Here is a 15,350-nt window from a genome sequence, read left to right on the forward strand (position 1 = left end):
TTGAAGGCGATACTATTGAACTTGCTTTATATATATAATTTTTAGCGATAAATTGTATAACTACAATAAATAAACAGTAGATAAAACTTTAATAGTTAGGAGCAAAAAAATTATGAATAATAAAAAAAGTTTAATAAAAAAAATTAAAATGTATTCTAGAATAAAAACTTTTGGAGTATTGCCATTTTCAATTATGGCAATAGTATCAACTGTTTTTTTTACTATATTTACTATACTAAGTACATGGATAAATATCTCAGGTATGCTAATAAAAATTCTATCCTTTTGTATGATGTCAGGCTTAATTGTACCTATATTAGCATTATCCATTAGCGAGAGAATAAGAAATAATTTAATCATTGAAAGTGAAAGCAACCAAGAAGTATTCACAAAATATTTAGAGTTATTTGCAAAAAATGAAGTGAAATCAAACTTAATATACTATGATTTAGTAGATTTATTTAGATCTTTTGTTACCAAAACATATATGCATGAAAATAAAAATGAAGAGATTTCACATTTTCAAAATGCTAACAACTGTATGTATAGAATACTTCAAGATAATTCTAATAAAGGACTTGCTAATAAGTTTGTATATGATAATCGTCAAGGTTTTTCTAAATTATGTGCAGAGTTCATAAAGTATTATAATGACAATGAAAGTGGTAGTGAATATAAATTAGATGGAGCATTATATAATTTATATTTGAAAATTAAATTTACTGATAATGTAGTTGGAATAGAAAAAAGACAGTGGGATTTCCACTTAATAGTTAGAATTACAAAAATCATCCTTTTACTAGGATGTGTTTCAACTTATTTTTTCCCACAATTTAACTCATGGATATTTAATTTAGTAGCAATAATATTACTATTATTAGATATCATTGAAAAACCTAAAAATTATTAAATTAAATATATATATTTAGCATATTTTAATATGCTTATAAGTTAATGTTTACATTATGTTAATTGGAGTTATCCTGCTTATTATTATTTAAAATAATTAAATGGCAATAGGGAAATATCCTTATTGCTATTTTTTATTATAATATTAATATTTAATATTAATATTATAGTTTACAATTTAATAATAATATGATATTTTAATATCAAACTATAATATTAAATCTAAATATTTAATAAAGAGGTGAAATATAAATGCATGATATTATATCTATAATCAATGTCAAAGGTGGAGTAGGAAAGACTACAACTGCCATTAATTTAGCTGGACAGTTTGCAAAGCAAGGTCACAGAGTATTATTAATAGATAACGACTCACAATCTAATTTAAGCCAGATCTTAAATGTAGAATCTGAATATAATTTATATGATTTATATTCTAATTCTAAAGTGAATTTTGAGGATTGTATAGCACAGTATGATGAATGGATTGATGTAATTCCAAATGTAATTGAATCAGCTGTATTAGAAAGTGAGCTTCATAATAAGATAACAAGAGAAACAATTTTAAAAAATAAATTTGAAAGATTTAAACATAATTATCATGTAGTTATAATAGATAACTCACCATTTTTAGGATTATGTACAATGAATGCAATGTGTTTAAGTAACTATTATATTGAGGTAATAGATAACAGCACAAGTGCGTTGCAAGGGTTAAATTTAGTTGATAATCTAGTTAAAAACATAAAAGATAATGGTGTAAATAATAGCTTAAAGTTACTAGGAATATTAAGAAATAATTTTGATAAAAAGACCATATTTTCTAAACAGATAAATGAGGTTATTACAGAAGAATTTAAGGATGATATTTTTAAAACAATAATATATAATAGTGTAAAATTTAAAGAAGCTGCAACTATGAATAAAACAATGCAAGATTATAATAGTAATTATGCTAAACCTTATAAAGAGCTATATTATGAGATAATTAAGCGTATGAAATAATTATGTAAATAATAATATTAAGTATTAATATTAGATATTAAAATTCAATATTAATAAATATATTAAAATATAATATTAAAGGGTGATATTAACAATGAGTATTGATTTAAAAAGTAATATTAAAAGTAATATTAAAAAGGAAAATAAAACATCAAATTTAGATAATAATATTAAAAATGATATTAAAAGTGCAGAAGAAGAAACGGATCTAAAGAAATTTAAAATCGGCAAGAAAAAAGAAGATAAAAGTGTTAGAAAATCATTTCCTCTTTATGTGGATGCAAAAATGCAAAAAGATTTAGATGATATATGTAAGAAGACTAAATATTCTAGAAATGAATTGATTTTAATGATGATACAATATTGTATAGATAATTTAGAAATTACAGATTAAAAATGTTAACTGAAATAGACTTTTATATAATTTCATAGATTTTAATTTGAAAAAGTAATTATACAAAGACCATGTAAATTTGTTATTGTATAGTAGTTAAGATATGTAATAATATATTTATAATAATATTATGTAAGAGGTATACTAAAATGTATGATAGATTTTTAAAAGTACTTAAAGAAACCAATGGAATCAACAATTCGTTAAATCAAATTTTAAAATATGATTTTATTTATCATTCAAATAAAATTGAAGGGAGTACATTCACGACAGAAGCACTTCAAATGTTAATGGAAAAGAATATAGTTACAGGAACTCATACTTTAGATGATGTTCAAGAAACAGTTAACTCATTCTATACATTTAATTTAGTTATTGATTCTTTAAATGAACCAGTGTCATTATCAATGATAAAAGAGTGGCATTCTAGTTTAATGTATAGGACTAGATTATATGACTTAGGATTAGCAGGAGTCTTTAAGAAGTATCAAAATAAAATATTAGGGGCTAATTTTAATACAGCTGATCCTTTAGAAGTTGAAAGCAAATTATTAAACTTAATAAATGAATATAATAGTTTAGAAAATATTAAATTAGAAGATATTGCTAGATTTCACCTTTTATTTGAACAAATACATCCATTTCAAGATGGTAATGGGAGAATAGGACGTTTTATATTTTTAAAACAACTGTTAGAAAATAAATTACCTCTTAAATATATGAATGGTGAAAGTTCAGAAGAATATAAAAAGGCATTAGCAGACTCAACTAGTACTAATGTAGATCCACTAGTAAATTATTTAAATAAACAAAAAGATTTTATTGAAATAAATAGAAATATGTTTTAGTTAAGGCAACCTATATTTGGTTGCCTTTTTTAGATATAAAATTAATTTATAGAGTTTCATCAAGTTTATTTTTGCTTAAAACTATGTTATTTAAATTAATAGACACTAGTATTTCAATTTGTATTTTTTCACATAAGTAATAAGAATACAACACTTTTTAGATGTAAAGAATAGTTATATAGTTTGAATTTACAATATTTAGGAAAATACAAAAAAGGAGATATAATAATGAAGTGCTTTCAGGACAATGATAAGGTTATTGATTCATGGAGAAGATGTATAAAATCTGGATTACAAAGTAATATAGATTCACCATCTATAATTGTTAATGTAAGTGAGTTGAAAAATAAAATTAACAAAAATTTACTTTCAACAATAATATTTGATATTGATATAAAAAAGATTAAAAAATTTATTCCAAAAGAATATGCATTTATGCTTCTAGATTCTTCAGGTATTTTAATAAAAAAAAAATAAAAATGCAAAATTTAAAGATTTTATTGAAGGAATGTCTTTTGAGGAAGAAAGTATTGGAACTAATGCAGCTTCATTATCAATAAAGAATAAAAAAAGGATATATACTATTCCAAATCATCATTATTGTTTGTTTTTATCAAATGTATATATGTATTCTGTTCCAATAAGTTTAGGTGATAAGTATTTATATCTTGTACTTGCTATAAAAGATAACCCTATAAAAAGTGAAATGACAGTTATTTTGGATTTATTAGCATATCATATTGTTAATGAATATAATTTATCTAATTTAAAGTATAATGTAAGTTTGAACAACAAACAGGTAAGAATTTTGAAGCTTTTAGCTAGTGGAATAACAGAAAAAGCAATAGCAATTGAGACAGGCTTATGTATAGATACAATAAAATACCATAAAAAGAATATATTTAAAAAATTAAATTCAAATAGTACCATAGAAGCTGTTATAAAGGCTATAAAGTTTAACATTATTAAAGTAAATGAAATAAATATATAATCGTTATAAAAATACTACTTTTTTAGGTGGTATTTTTATTTTTACTTAATTTACTACACAAATTTAGGAATATTCTAAATGAGGATATAAATATATAGTTATTTCATGGAACTTAAAAGATATTATCAAAGTAAAAAAATCGTTAAGCTACTGTGGAGCATCGATTTTTTTAGTCATGCACCCTTTCAAAATGTGGGTGAGGCAAATAAAAACACTTTCAAATTTCTAGATTAAGAGTTCCTATTAATTAATTATATGATAGGAGGTGAATTTTATGGGTTGGCAAGAAAATATGCCTGAGCCACATCCTGAATGTATTCATGATGTGTATTTAACAGAGAAAACTACTATGGAAGATACAGGATATTCTGTGAATATAAGCACAGCAGGAACTTTCCCTATATTGCAATGTAGAGTGTGCAAAGCCAGATACTGTGATGCATGGGGATATGAACAAAATTAAAATTTAGTTATAGCAAAAAATTGATAGCATTACTTTCAATATATAACAGGTACATAATGATGATTTATTTAATGTTTCGCTGTGCTTTAAAACAAATTCCCCTGTTCATGAGCTTCATACTACAATATGAACATTTACTTAAAACATAGCCTAATGTTTAATAGTTATATATTGAAAGAATGTTAAAAATCACAACAGAATTAAAGTAATTTTAAGAGAAAACAGGAGGAGATTTAAATGAACAAAGAACAAGAAAAACAAGTGTTGCAAGCAATCTATGATAGATTATTTGATGCTATTACTTATCAACCAAGTAGTGGAAAAAATCCATTTACTGAAGCTGAAACATTTATCCATTTTACAAAAAATTCAGCTATTGATACAAAATCTTTTGAGAATCCAAGAACTCCTTCCAATCCTTTAGGAAATTTAAAAGCATCAGAAGAGTTTTCTCGTATGGTGGATCAAGTATCTCCAATGTCATTGGAATGGCAATCAACAAATAATCCACTTTCAAAAGTTTACACAGACATAGTAATGGGTGCTAATGCAACAACAAAGCCTGATCAAAAGTCTGAAGAAATGTATAAAAAAGCATATAATTATTTACACCCAATGAAAGAAGAAAAAAATCCATTTACTGATGAGGTTGTTACGAAGATAACAGATGGGGAGGATTACTCTAATTATGAAGCAAATATGGATGAGTATGTAACTTCAATTATGAATTACAGACTTGGTTATAATTTATACTTAGATGATTTGGAATCAGAAGATAGTAAAGTAAAGGCATCAGCAGATAGAAAATGGCAAGCAACTGCACCAGGATTGGAAAAAGATATTAAGGCTGCTTTTAGAAAATTGATTGCAGGAAATGCAAAATATGTTGAGCAAGCACTAGATATATTAAATACAACTATTAATGATGGAATAAGACGTGCTCTTGTTTCTGCTCAAGATGCTATACAGGATGATAAAAAGTTTAGTTCTTCTTTGGGCTTTGATGATAAGTGGCTATTTAGTTATCCATCTCCTAGCAACTGGACAGATGAAAAAAATGATAGCTTTACTGATTTTAAAATTAGTGGGGGTAGTTCAAAAAAGATTTCTGAATCAACTAATCATAATTTTAGTGTAGATACTAATATAAATTATGGTTTATGGAAAATAAAAGCTAATTCAGAGGGTAAGTTTGAAAATTCAAATTGTAGTGCTGATAAAGATAGTCTTGAAATTTCTGCAAAAATAGCAAAGGTTAATATAATGAGACCTTGGTTTTTGGAATCTATTTTCAAACTTGGAGAATGGACTAACAACATGCTTACTAAAGTGAAAGTTTCAAACGGTAAAATGGATTCAACCAATAAGGATAATCTTATACCTATGTATCCTGTTGCATTTATTGTTGCGAAAGATATTAATATTAAAGCAAATTTCAGTCATGAAGAAGAAGAACATATAAAACAATCTATTAAAGCAAGTACATCTGTTGGATTTGGACCATTTACAATTGGGGGTAACTATGGATATGGTAAAACAAAAGACAGAATAAGTTCAAATTTTGCAAATGGTGAAATAAAAGTTCCTGGAATGCAAATTATAGGATGGGTAAGTCGTGTAGTGCCTTATTCACCAAAATTATAGTAAATATAATTATTAGTTGATATAAATAAAACACCTTTGTGTAGTGATGAAGTTGAAATTATTACACAAAGGTCAATATTATAAAAATAGAGTATATAAGTTTTAAGAATAAACCTATATTGTTATTAAATAAAATTCACTATCTTATATCATTTTTAAATATAAGATATTTGGTATAACATATATAATTTGGTAAATATAAGTACGCCAAATATTTATGAAAGGAATTTTAATTATGGATAATTTTTTATCAGTTTTTGCAGCAGAATTATCAAAAAACAAGAATTTCAAATATTTAAATTCTAAAAACAATATGGTAGAAAAAATAACTACTCCAAAAACAATACTGCAATTAAATTCAACACCATTTTCAATAGATGTTAATGAGTACTCTAATCCACATAGTTCAGATAATCCAACTGGAGATTATCGTGCTGCATATAGATTATCAAGATTAGCTGATCCTATTCCAGAGTTAGAAACATATTATACAGATAGTCTTAATTCGTCAGAAAAAGTATGGGGAAATATTATAAATTCTGCTACTACAGAAAATCAATATATTCTATCATTACTAAGTAAATCTCAGCTAGATTATAATACATCTCAAATGAGTGGAATGGGAGGTATACCTAATAGTTGGTTACCTGTTGAGATAATTCCTTCTAATTGGTATGAATTAGTTAAAGATGAATCAAAGTTAATAAAGATGGAAATTGAAACTTCAAGTAATGCTGAAAATAAGGATTTTATTATTATAAATGAAGATAAAGGGATTTCTTTAAATATTATAAATATGAATAATAGTAAATCAGAAATAAATTTAAATTCAAATACAACAATAAATAAAATATATATTAATGTATTAAGGGGAGATTTCATAAGGAATTGGTTAAATTTTGAGATACTCCAATCATCTCAATGGAACATTGATGGATTAGAAAAAGGATATTTTTCTACAGGAGATATTTATGAAAATAAAGGCATATTTCCGTTAATTATAAAGTCAATATTAGTAGGTACTAAAGTGACATTTGAAGGTAATTTTGATGAAAAAGATATAGATGTAATAAATAAATATAAAATTAATAATTCTCTTTCAATAGGACCATTTTTATTAAATACTGAAACTGAAGATGTTGTTGTACATGAAAAAAAGCTGTTAACATCTAATGTAATACAAGTTATTGGATATATTAGTGAATTAATACCACTATGTCCGAGTAAATAATAGTGATAAAGAGTTTAAAGAATATGAATTTAAAATACAAATAAATTCATATTCTTTAATTTATATAGTTTCATCAAGCTTATTTTTGCTTAAAACTACGTTAGTTAAAGCATTGATTGATACTGTTAGAGCATCTATTTTAGATTCAAATCTTATTAAAAGATAAGAAGCAACTGCGATTGGAAAGCCAACATTAGTTATTAACATTATAATATCTTCCATAAAAAAACCTCCTTCTTCAATTAAAAATTAAGGAACAAATTACAAAGTAATTTTAAATAAATTATTTTATGAAATCCTTCAATAGATTCCATCCATAATTGTCAATTTTACGTTATCAATTGTAAATACATATGCAAAAAAGAGTTTTATTTACTATAATACAAAACTGTTTAAAGTAATATCATACTTAATGGCCAGAATCATTATTAGTTACATAATCATAATAAAAGCAGATTGCTTTATCTATAATTTGATTTAAATATATGTTTATATCAGGATCTATTAATTTAAGCTCGGTTAATTTTCTTAAAGTAGATTCACGGAACTGATAACTACGTTTTATATTAAACATTTCACCATCTATTGGGGTAGTAAGTCCCCTAGGTGAATATTGTTTATTTTCTACATCTGAAGTTTCTTTAGTATTAAGATTTGGCGTTTTTTTAACAGTGTCATTTTCTTTATTTATAGTATCTTTTGTATTATTTTTTATATCAATTTCCTTGTTTATATTATTTTGTTTATTATCTTTAAGATTAATATTATCTTTAAGATTAATATTATCTTCAAGATTAGTATTATTTTCAAAGGTTTCATCAATATTATTATCTATATTTCCAAGTGAAAAAGTTTTTATTGGGGTTCCTAAGTTTATTGGTGTTTCATTAAATCCCATCTCATCACCAAATATATTATCATCACTAAGCTCTGTAGAAGAATTAGTTTTAAAATTTTTCATTGTCTTTAACAATTTCATCTCCTCCATTTTTAAAATTTTTTAGGCACATGGATTTATTATTTTTTTAACTGTGCCTTATGTAAATGGCTTAAATACTACATCATGATAAGAATATATAAATATATAATCTTATCAATATATAATTTTATCAATACATATTCTTATAATTATATGTTTATATAAAGATTTAAATATTGGTTATATTTTACATTAAAACTCATCAGAAATGTATATATATTTATAAATAATTTTTTTGAAAGGAGAAATTTACTATATTTATAGATGAAAAAGTGATTAAAGAAATTAATGAAGCAAAGTTAATTGATAAATTTTCTATAAATCAAGTTATATTAAAGGGTGGATTTGTAGGGGCTCAGTGCTCGGCAAAAAAAGTTAGTTATACAAAAGTGTGAAAGAACTCCTTTTAGTATATAATTAGCAATTCAAATATGAAAGGAAATGATATACAAATGTTAGATTGGAAAGAAAAAAATGGAGAATGGTATTGCTATAAGTCTGGGATGCTAGTTAAAGGCTGGGTAGAAGATGAAAATGGAAGATGGTTTCATTTAAATGAAGATTGTGGAAAAATGGATACAGATTGGATTGAAATTGATTCTAAATGGTATTATTTATATACTGAAAAAACTGAAAAGGATGGTAATACTCATTATAAGGGAGAAATGGCTACGGGTTGGTTAAAATCTCCTCATTCAGGGAAATGGTACTATTTATATCCAGAGAAAACTGAACATGATGGTAACACTTATTATAAAGGAGAGATGGCTACATCTACAACACTTAATATTAATAATAAAGTATATACATTTGATAAAAGTGGAGTGATGCAAGAATCTACCCTATCTAAAGATGCTTTGGTTTCTACTAAGTGTATTGATTTTGTTAAAGGGTATGAAAAATTCTATGCACATAAATATGATGATGGTACAGGAACAATTACCCAAGGTTATGGTTGTATTGGAGATGAAATCGCTGATTGGGGAGATACAATTACAGAAAAGCAGGCAAGTGATAGATTGAATAGCTTGATAAATGCTAAGTATGCTAAAACTATCAAAGCAAATTTGGATGCTAAAGGAATTTCATTAACTCAAAATCAATTTGATTCCCTTGTATCATTTGCATTTAATATTGGTTATCCCACTCTTTTTAATAGTTCATTATACAAGTATATAGTTTCTGGTGGAAAAGATGAAGGTACAATTAAGAGGGATTTTTGCATGTATAACAAAGCTTTGGTAAAAGGTGCACTTACAGTTATGGATGGGTTAACCAAAAGAAGAATTGCTGAAAGCAATATATTTAATTATGGTGAATATGATTCAAGGCATTAAAAAATATTTACTATAATAAAGTTAAAAGTGGTTGTTATACTAAAATTGAAAAGGTTTCTGTCAAGTAAACAGTGAAAAAAATAAAAATATTTGATATCGCTAATTGCTTTTGTGATTGGCGATATTTTATGCTACAGATTTCAGATAATCTCAATATTCCAAAGGCGTCATATCGGTATGATAAGAGCTGTATAAACTAAGATATTTACATATAATTCTATTAGTACATCAATATAAGATTCTACTATTCATTCTATTAAGTGAATTATAAATAAATTTAATCAATAAATTTACAAAAAATATAAGTAATGTTAAAATAATCATGAGTTTGAGGTGAAGTAAGATAATATTGATAAAATAAAGTAATTAAAAGGAGCATTATAATTGAAACATATAAGAAGTTTTATATCAGTAACATTGTTACTAGTAATGTTAACTGGTTGTGGAACTGAAAAACCACAAAGTAATAATAGCCAAACAAATAATGATACAGTTACTGAGACTGATACAAATAAGATGGACAACAATACAAAAACTAATGATACTACTAATAATAATGTAAAAGATAAAGAAGGTAATACTAAAAAAGATAACACTGCCAATGAAGTAAATTCTAATAATAGTAATAGCAACACTGCTGTAAATAACAATTATAAAAATAATGCTACAACAGTACAAAATGAAGAATCATTTTATGGACAATGGGTTATAGAAAAGGCAATAGCATATTGTAAAGTGGTAAGTTATAGCAATGATGATATAAAAAAAATAGTAGGAAAAAAACTAAGTTTTTCAAAAGAGCAGTCAAGTTGTTTTGGAGATGACATAAGTTACCTAAATGATATAGTGAAAAGTCCTATTTACAAAAAATCAGTTATTACATCTGATGAATTTTTAAAAAATTGGTGTGTACCTATAAGCACTTTGACTATAAATAGCAATACTGTAACAAAAATTGAGATAGATGACGCAAAAAATTTTCCGACATGTACTTTTTTTATAAAAGATGATAATACATTAATACTTTACGGTGGAGGGATTTTTTTTGAACTTAGCAAAGTAACTTAAGACATAGACTAAGCAAACACAAATTAATTATAAATAATTTATTTTGGAAGGGGAAATTTACTATATTTATAGATGAAAAAGTGATTAAAGAAATTAATGGAGCAAAGGTAATTTATATATTGAAAACATCAAACTAGAAATGCAAGTACATACACCTATAATATTTAAAGGATAAGTTTTATAATTTAATCTAAAAAGTTTGATGAATTTATAGTAGTAAATTTATCAAACTTTTTAGAGTGTTTTGATGCACTAAAAGTTCTTAGTTTACCACCCCTAATTATAAGATAATAAAGGTTTTTAAATATATTAATATTATATCTATATATAAATATAAGATATAAATATATAATATTAATATTTAATATTAATATGTAATATTATAAAAGGCACTAGTATTAAGTCTAGTGCCTTTTATAATTTAGTAGTAATGTAGATAATCTTTTATATATAAATAATTAAATAAATACTAATAATTTAGTAATCCTTTTTAATACTTACTTATTTTTTTACTTAAAATTTTACGTTGTATTTTAAATAATTTAAGCTTATATTTTATATATATTTAAAAGGAGCTCATTTATATGAATATTAAACCTGTATCTGATTTACGTAATATAATGAAGTATTAAAGGATTGTGGTAATGGAGAACCTGTTTTTTTAACTAAGAATGGACATGGACGTTATGTTTTATTAGATATTGTAGAATATCAAAAACAACAGGAGACAATTAAGTTGCTATCTAAACTTGCAGAAGCAGAAGAAGCTATAAAAAATGGTGAAAAGTATCTTACATTAGATGAAGTTAGAGCAAATCTTAAGGTATAGTTAAATTGGAATATAGAATAAAAATTAATCCTAAAGCACAAGAAGATTTGCAAGAGATAAAAATGTATATAAGCTTATTGTATCTACTTTCTTTGATGTATCAGCTTTAGTTTCATTTTCAATACTGTTTGTATTTTTACTATCAGACTTATTTATTGTTTGATTATCAGATAAATCCGTTTTGTTTTCTGAATTAGCAGCCATTTTTGTATTATTACATCCATCATGTGTTATGATAATTCCGTTAATTTATGCTTTTCATTGTATGAATTACCTTTTGAGACTCTTGAATCATAGATACAAAATCATTAATATCAGTAGTTGTAGAATCTAAAGGTACATCTGTAGGTCCACCTACTAAATAAGTTGTATTACCTAGAGTAATAAACTTTTTCTCACAAACAGAATCAAACATTTCTGCTTCTTCAGAATCATATTTTTTCTTTATAACAAAAAGTAATCCTCTATTTTCAGGAGTTTTAGGATCTTTTGATTTAAAATAAACAGCTAAGCCTTCATCATCTTCTTTAATTTTATATTTACCTTTCCAGTTATCAGGAAATTGCATTGAAAAGCCTAGCTTACTTTTAAAAATTAAATCATTAGTTGATTTATTCGGTTTTTGAGTTACATTGTCATTACTAACAGTTTTACTATTCTTTGGTGCTGAACTATTAGTACTATCTGATATCATTTCACTTTGAGTAGAATTACTTTCATCAGAAGATGTTTCATTTATCTTAGAGCTACTACATCCATATAAAATAGCTGTTGTTGAAATTAAAACTGTAATAATTAATAGTTTTTTTAATTTCATAATTATCTCCTTTTAATTTTTAGCTTTGTTTTAAAACTATGTTGACATTATTATAAAGCCTAATTTTTTACTAGTAAAATTATACCATAATTACTAATCCAATATTATCTAATTTATTCTTATATATTTGTTTTGTACTTTATTGTGTTATTATTTTCTTTTACTAATTTTTCTGTTTTCTTATTATTAACTTCTTTAGTAGTATTTTGTGAGTTCTTATTAATACTATTATCAGTATTATTTTTTGATTGTGCCTTATGTAAATGCCTTAAATACTACATCATGATAAGAATATATAAAGATATAATCTTATAAATATATAATTTTATCAATACATATTCTCATAATCATATATTTATATAAAGATTTAAATATTTCGTTATATTTTACATTAAAATTTATCAGAAATGTATATATATTTATAAATAATTTATTTTGAAAGGAGAAATTTACTATGTTTATAGATGAAAAAGTGATTAAAGAAAATAATGGAGCAAAGGTAATTGATAAATTCGCTATGAATCAAGTTATATTGAAGGCAGGATTTGTAGGGGCTCAGTGCTCAGCAGAAAAGTTAGGTATACAAAAGTGTGAAAACTGTGAAATGGAAAGTTTGTGTGAAGAAATGGACAATATTTATGATGCAGTTAAGACAAGCACTGTAGTTGTTAAAAAAGTTTTTAATTTATAAAAATAATATAGCTCTAGAAAATGATGAAAATTATTTTCTAGAGCTATATTATTTTTAAGGATTTTTTAATTTAAAATATAATATGTAAACTATCATCACATATCATATCTATAAATGTGGAATTATTTATATTTAAATTCTTATCTTCATAAGAATTATCTTCTTTTTTTCTACTATACTTTATAATTCTTGGAGTTCGTACATTATCTATAATTACTTTTATATCATCTATAGTATAATGATTCTTAGCAACTAATTCATAAAGAACAAGATCATTTGACTTGAAGGTTATACTAGCATATTCTCTATTTTTAAAATTATTATTTTTATTTAATTTATCTTGAGCGTAATATATGCAATTATAACAATCTTTATCAAATGTAAGCAATGTTATAGATTCTAATTTAGGAAAATAATAAGATAGTATATATGCAAGAATTGATATAGATATTTCACCAGCATTTTTCTTTTGTATTCTTCTATTTGTATTTGGACCAACTTCTTTGCCTGGAATAGGCCAATTATTATATAGAATATTTATCTATTCTATGAATTCATAATCTATATCTTCATAAGGTTGATTTTGGATAATTGATTTATTCATGTAACCAATGATTTGAGCAAATCTATGTGCACTATACATAGTAATATTCAAGATATTTAATTCTTCATTATTAGCAAGGTCAATATATTCAATTTCATTTATTATATAAACAAAAATGCCATTATCTCTTAATTCTTGCAAATATGTGGTCCTAATAGTACTATCATTTATTTCAATATTAACCCAAGAAGGAATAATTATAACATCATATTGTTTTAGTATTTGAATAATTGATATATGGTTTTCATTTAATTTTGTACAAAACTCAACAAAATTATTATCAAGTATACAAGTCTTAGCATTAGGCTTATTAACTAAAAATTGTTTTAAACTAGTTTCCATTATAATTACTCCTTAATAAGCTTTTGTATATGCTTAGTTAATTGCTTTAAGTAATCTAAATTATCCTGATGAGAAGAAGCTTCACAATCATCCTGCATTGCTTTTTTAATTTTTCTTTCTAAATTTCCTATGCTAACTACATAAGAAGGTTTTACTAATTCATCATCTAGCTCTAGCTCTTGAAATTTTTCAACTAAATTAATAGAATCTTTATCAAAATTCTCTAATATTAATTTTATTAATTCACTATTGTTATTATTTTTAGCTGCTTCATATATATTTATTAAAATAGCTTTGTAAGGTGCTTTATATAAATCCATACAATATATAATCTTATTTATAAAGCTATCTTCTGATAAGCTATTATAATAATTATAAACATTTCCAAGCATTATCATAGAAGCAAAATAATCTGCTTTTCTTTCATTTAACTGCAGATCTATTGAAATATTATGAGAGTTATTTATTACATTTTTATCATATAGCAGATGATATACCTCATGCCAAGCTACAAAATATTGATATACTCTTGGTTGAGCAGTGTTAAGTACAGGGATTTTTTTATCATTTTTTGTATAAATAGCTCCACCCCAAAATTGATCTTCTATTGGTAGTTGTATTAATCCATTATCTTTTAAAATTTGAAATGCTAATTTTTCTTCTGCTTTTACAACATTATTTAAATTTAAGTCAGTAAGTAAACGATCTTTATAATGTAATATCTCATCTTTAATTATTGAATTTTTTTCTATGACTTTATCTAAATTTTTACTAGTTATAAGTTCTGACATGAAATTTCACCTACTTTCTTTAATAATATAAGTCACACAAATGTAAAATATCATCTAATATATTAAACATTTCTTGAGCTTTAGGTTCATAAGTATGCTCTTTTGGGGCATTATCAGAATAAACTACTACATTATCTATATTCTTATTTTCATTGTAATTAACTATTTCATCTAAAGTAATGTTAATAGTATCAATGATTTTGTTTATATGGGTTTTAAACGTAGTCTTACTATCTGTTTCACCTTTAAATAAGTTATTTAAAGTTGGTCTACTTATACCTGTTAATTTGGAAAAGGACACTTTAGTATGACCTTTATCTTTCATTATTTCTAGTAACTTATCACCAACAATCTTTCGATTGTCAAATAAAGTATCTAGTGTTATATTACCTAAAAATTTTTTCATA

21 protein-coding genes and 1 pseudogene are annotated in these 15,350 nt (G+C 24.4%); 14 read left to right on the forward strand and 8 right to left on the reverse strand.

The window, feature by feature from the left end:
* The first annotated feature begins 112 nt into the window (after positions 1-112).
* The 9 genes from KYD98_RS16465 (at position 113) to KYD98_RS16505 (ending at position 7,485) form a co-directional block, all read left to right on the forward strand.
* Entirely contained in the window at positions 113-910 is a 798-nt protein-coding gene (locus KYD98_RS16465) for a hypothetical protein (protein ID WP_219781140.1), read from the forward strand.
* Between the two features lie 251 nt (positions 911-1,161).
* The gene (locus KYD98_RS16470; protein WP_219781141.1) at positions 1,162-1,914 is read left to right on the forward strand and encodes a ParA family protein; all 753 of its coding nucleotides are present in this window, start codon (positions 1,162-1,164) and stop codon (positions 1,912-1,914) included.
* A 94-nt stretch (positions 1,915-2,008) separates the two neighbouring features.
* Positions 2,009-2,308, forward strand: a complete 300-nt coding sequence (locus KYD98_RS16475) for a CopG family transcriptional regulator (protein ID WP_219781142.1) — start codon at positions 2,009-2,011, stop codon at positions 2,306-2,308.
* Positions 2,309-2,457: 149 nt separating this feature from the next.
* Positions 2,458-3,156, forward strand: coding sequence for a Fic family protein (locus KYD98_RS16480; protein ID WP_219781143.1), 699 nt, complete (start codon positions 2,458-2,460; stop codon positions 3,154-3,156).
* A 228-nt stretch (positions 3,157-3,384) separates the two neighbouring features.
* Positions 3,385-3,633: a hypothetical protein gene (locus tag KYD98_RS16485; protein ID WP_219781144.1), complete on the forward strand. Its 249-nt coding sequence runs from the start codon at positions 3,385-3,387 to the stop codon at positions 3,631-3,633.
* 31 nt (positions 3,634-3,664) lie between these two features.
* Positions 3,665-4,147, forward strand: coding sequence for a helix-turn-helix transcriptional regulator (locus KYD98_RS16490; RefSeq protein WP_219781145.1), 483 nt, complete (start codon positions 3,665-3,667; stop codon positions 4,145-4,147).
* Positions 4,148-4,421: 274 nt separating this feature from the next.
* The gene (locus KYD98_RS16495) at positions 4,422-4,610 is read left to right on the forward strand and encodes a hypothetical protein (protein ID WP_219781146.1); all 189 of its coding nucleotides are present in this window, start codon (positions 4,422-4,424) and stop codon (positions 4,608-4,610) included.
* A 237-nt stretch (positions 4,611-4,847) separates the two neighbouring features.
* Positions 4,848-6,254: a hypothetical protein gene (locus tag KYD98_RS16500; protein ID WP_219781147.1), complete on the forward strand. Its 1,407-nt coding sequence runs from the start codon at positions 4,848-4,850 to the stop codon at positions 6,252-6,254.
* 235 nt (positions 6,255-6,489) lie between these two features.
* The gene (locus KYD98_RS16505; RefSeq protein ID WP_219781148.1) at positions 6,490-7,485 is read left to right on the forward strand and encodes a hypothetical protein; all 996 of its coding nucleotides are present in this window, start codon (positions 6,490-6,492) and stop codon (positions 7,483-7,485) included.
* A gap of 60 nt (positions 7,486-7,545) precedes the next feature.
* Here the strand turns inward: KYD98_RS16505 and KYD98_RS16510 are convergent, their stop codons facing one another.
* Positions 7,546-7,707, reverse strand: coding sequence for a YvrJ family protein (locus KYD98_RS16510; RefSeq protein WP_219781149.1), 162 nt, complete (start codon positions 7,705-7,707; stop codon positions 7,546-7,548).
* A 187-nt stretch (positions 7,708-7,894) separates the two neighbouring features.
* On the reverse strand, positions 7,895-8,458 hold the full coding sequence (locus KYD98_RS16515) for a hypothetical protein (protein ID WP_219781150.1): 564 nt from the start codon (positions 8,456-8,458) through the stop codon (positions 7,895-7,897).
* Positions 8,459-8,736: 278 nt separating this feature from the next.
* Between KYD98_RS16515 and KYD98_RS18305 the strand changes: the two genes are divergently transcribed.
* The 4 genes and pseudogenes from KYD98_RS18305 to KYD98_RS16530 all read left to right on the forward strand — a co-directional run bounded on the left by KYD98_RS18305 (position 8,737) and on the right by KYD98_RS16530 (position 11,698).
* Complete coding sequence (locus KYD98_RS18305; protein WP_258049891.1) at positions 8,737-8,859, forward strand: hypothetical protein; 123 nt, start codon at positions 8,737-8,739, stop codon at positions 8,857-8,859.
* Between the two features lie 57 nt (positions 8,860-8,916).
* A complete protein-coding gene (locus KYD98_RS16520; RefSeq protein ID WP_219781151.1) occupies positions 8,917-9,801 on the forward strand; it encodes a lysozyme in 885 nt (294 codons plus the stop codon).
* A 384-nt stretch (positions 9,802-10,185) separates the two neighbouring features.
* Positions 10,186-10,869, forward strand: coding sequence for a hypothetical protein (locus KYD98_RS16525; protein ID WP_219781152.1), 684 nt, complete (start codon positions 10,186-10,188; stop codon positions 10,867-10,869).
* Between the two features lie 584 nt (positions 10,870-11,453).
* Positions 11,454-11,698, forward strand: a pseudogene (locus KYD98_RS16530) (type II toxin-antitoxin system Phd/YefM family antitoxin).
* A 30-nt stretch (positions 11,699-11,728) separates the two neighbouring features.
* Here KYD98_RS16530 and KYD98_RS16535 read toward each other — a convergent pair.
* On the reverse strand, positions 11,729-11,902 hold the full coding sequence (locus KYD98_RS16535) for a hypothetical protein (RefSeq protein ID WP_219781153.1): 174 nt from the start codon (positions 11,900-11,902) through the stop codon (positions 11,729-11,731).
* A gap of 40 nt (positions 11,903-11,942) precedes the next feature.
* Positions 11,943-12,515, reverse strand: coding sequence for a hypothetical protein (locus tag KYD98_RS16540; protein WP_219781154.1), 573 nt, complete (start codon positions 12,513-12,515; stop codon positions 11,943-11,945).
* 454 nt (positions 12,516-12,969) lie between these two features.
* On the opposite strand from KYD98_RS16540, the gene KYD98_RS16545 reads away from it, so the two are divergent.
* Complete coding sequence (locus tag KYD98_RS16545) at positions 12,970-13,206, forward strand: hypothetical protein (RefSeq protein WP_219781155.1); 237 nt, start codon at positions 12,970-12,972, stop codon at positions 13,204-13,206.
* A gap of 70 nt (positions 13,207-13,276) precedes the next feature.
* On the opposite strand, the gene KYD98_RS16550 is transcribed toward KYD98_RS16545, so the two are convergent.
* The 4 genes from KYD98_RS16550 to KYD98_RS16565 all read right to left on the reverse strand — a co-directional run bounded on the left by KYD98_RS16550 (position 13,277) and on the right by KYD98_RS16565 (position 15,349).
* Entirely contained in the window at positions 13,277-13,594 is a 318-nt protein-coding gene (locus tag KYD98_RS16550) for a hypothetical protein (protein ID WP_219781156.1), read from the reverse strand.
* 153 nt (positions 13,595-13,747) lie between these two features.
* Positions 13,748-14,152 (reverse strand): hypothetical protein, encoded by a 405-nt coding sequence (locus KYD98_RS16555; protein WP_219781157.1) that lies wholly within the window; start codon positions 14,150-14,152, stop codon positions 13,748-13,750.
* Between the two features lie 5 nt (positions 14,153-14,157).
* A complete protein-coding gene (locus KYD98_RS16560) occupies positions 14,158-14,943 on the reverse strand; it encodes an ImmA/IrrE family metallo-endopeptidase (protein WP_219781158.1) in 786 nt (261 codons plus the stop codon).
* A gap of 19 nt (positions 14,944-14,962) precedes the next feature.
* Positions 14,963-15,349 (reverse strand): helix-turn-helix domain-containing protein, encoded by a 387-nt coding sequence (locus KYD98_RS16565; RefSeq protein WP_258049892.1) that lies wholly within the window; start codon positions 15,347-15,349, stop codon positions 14,963-14,965.
* Position 15,350 lies beyond the last annotated feature (1 nt).

The organism is Clostridium weizhouense (assembly GCF_019431045.1).
In the GTDB taxonomy this organism is placed as follows: Bacteria; Bacillota; Clostridia; order Clostridiales; family Clostridiaceae; genus Clostridium; species Clostridium weizhouense.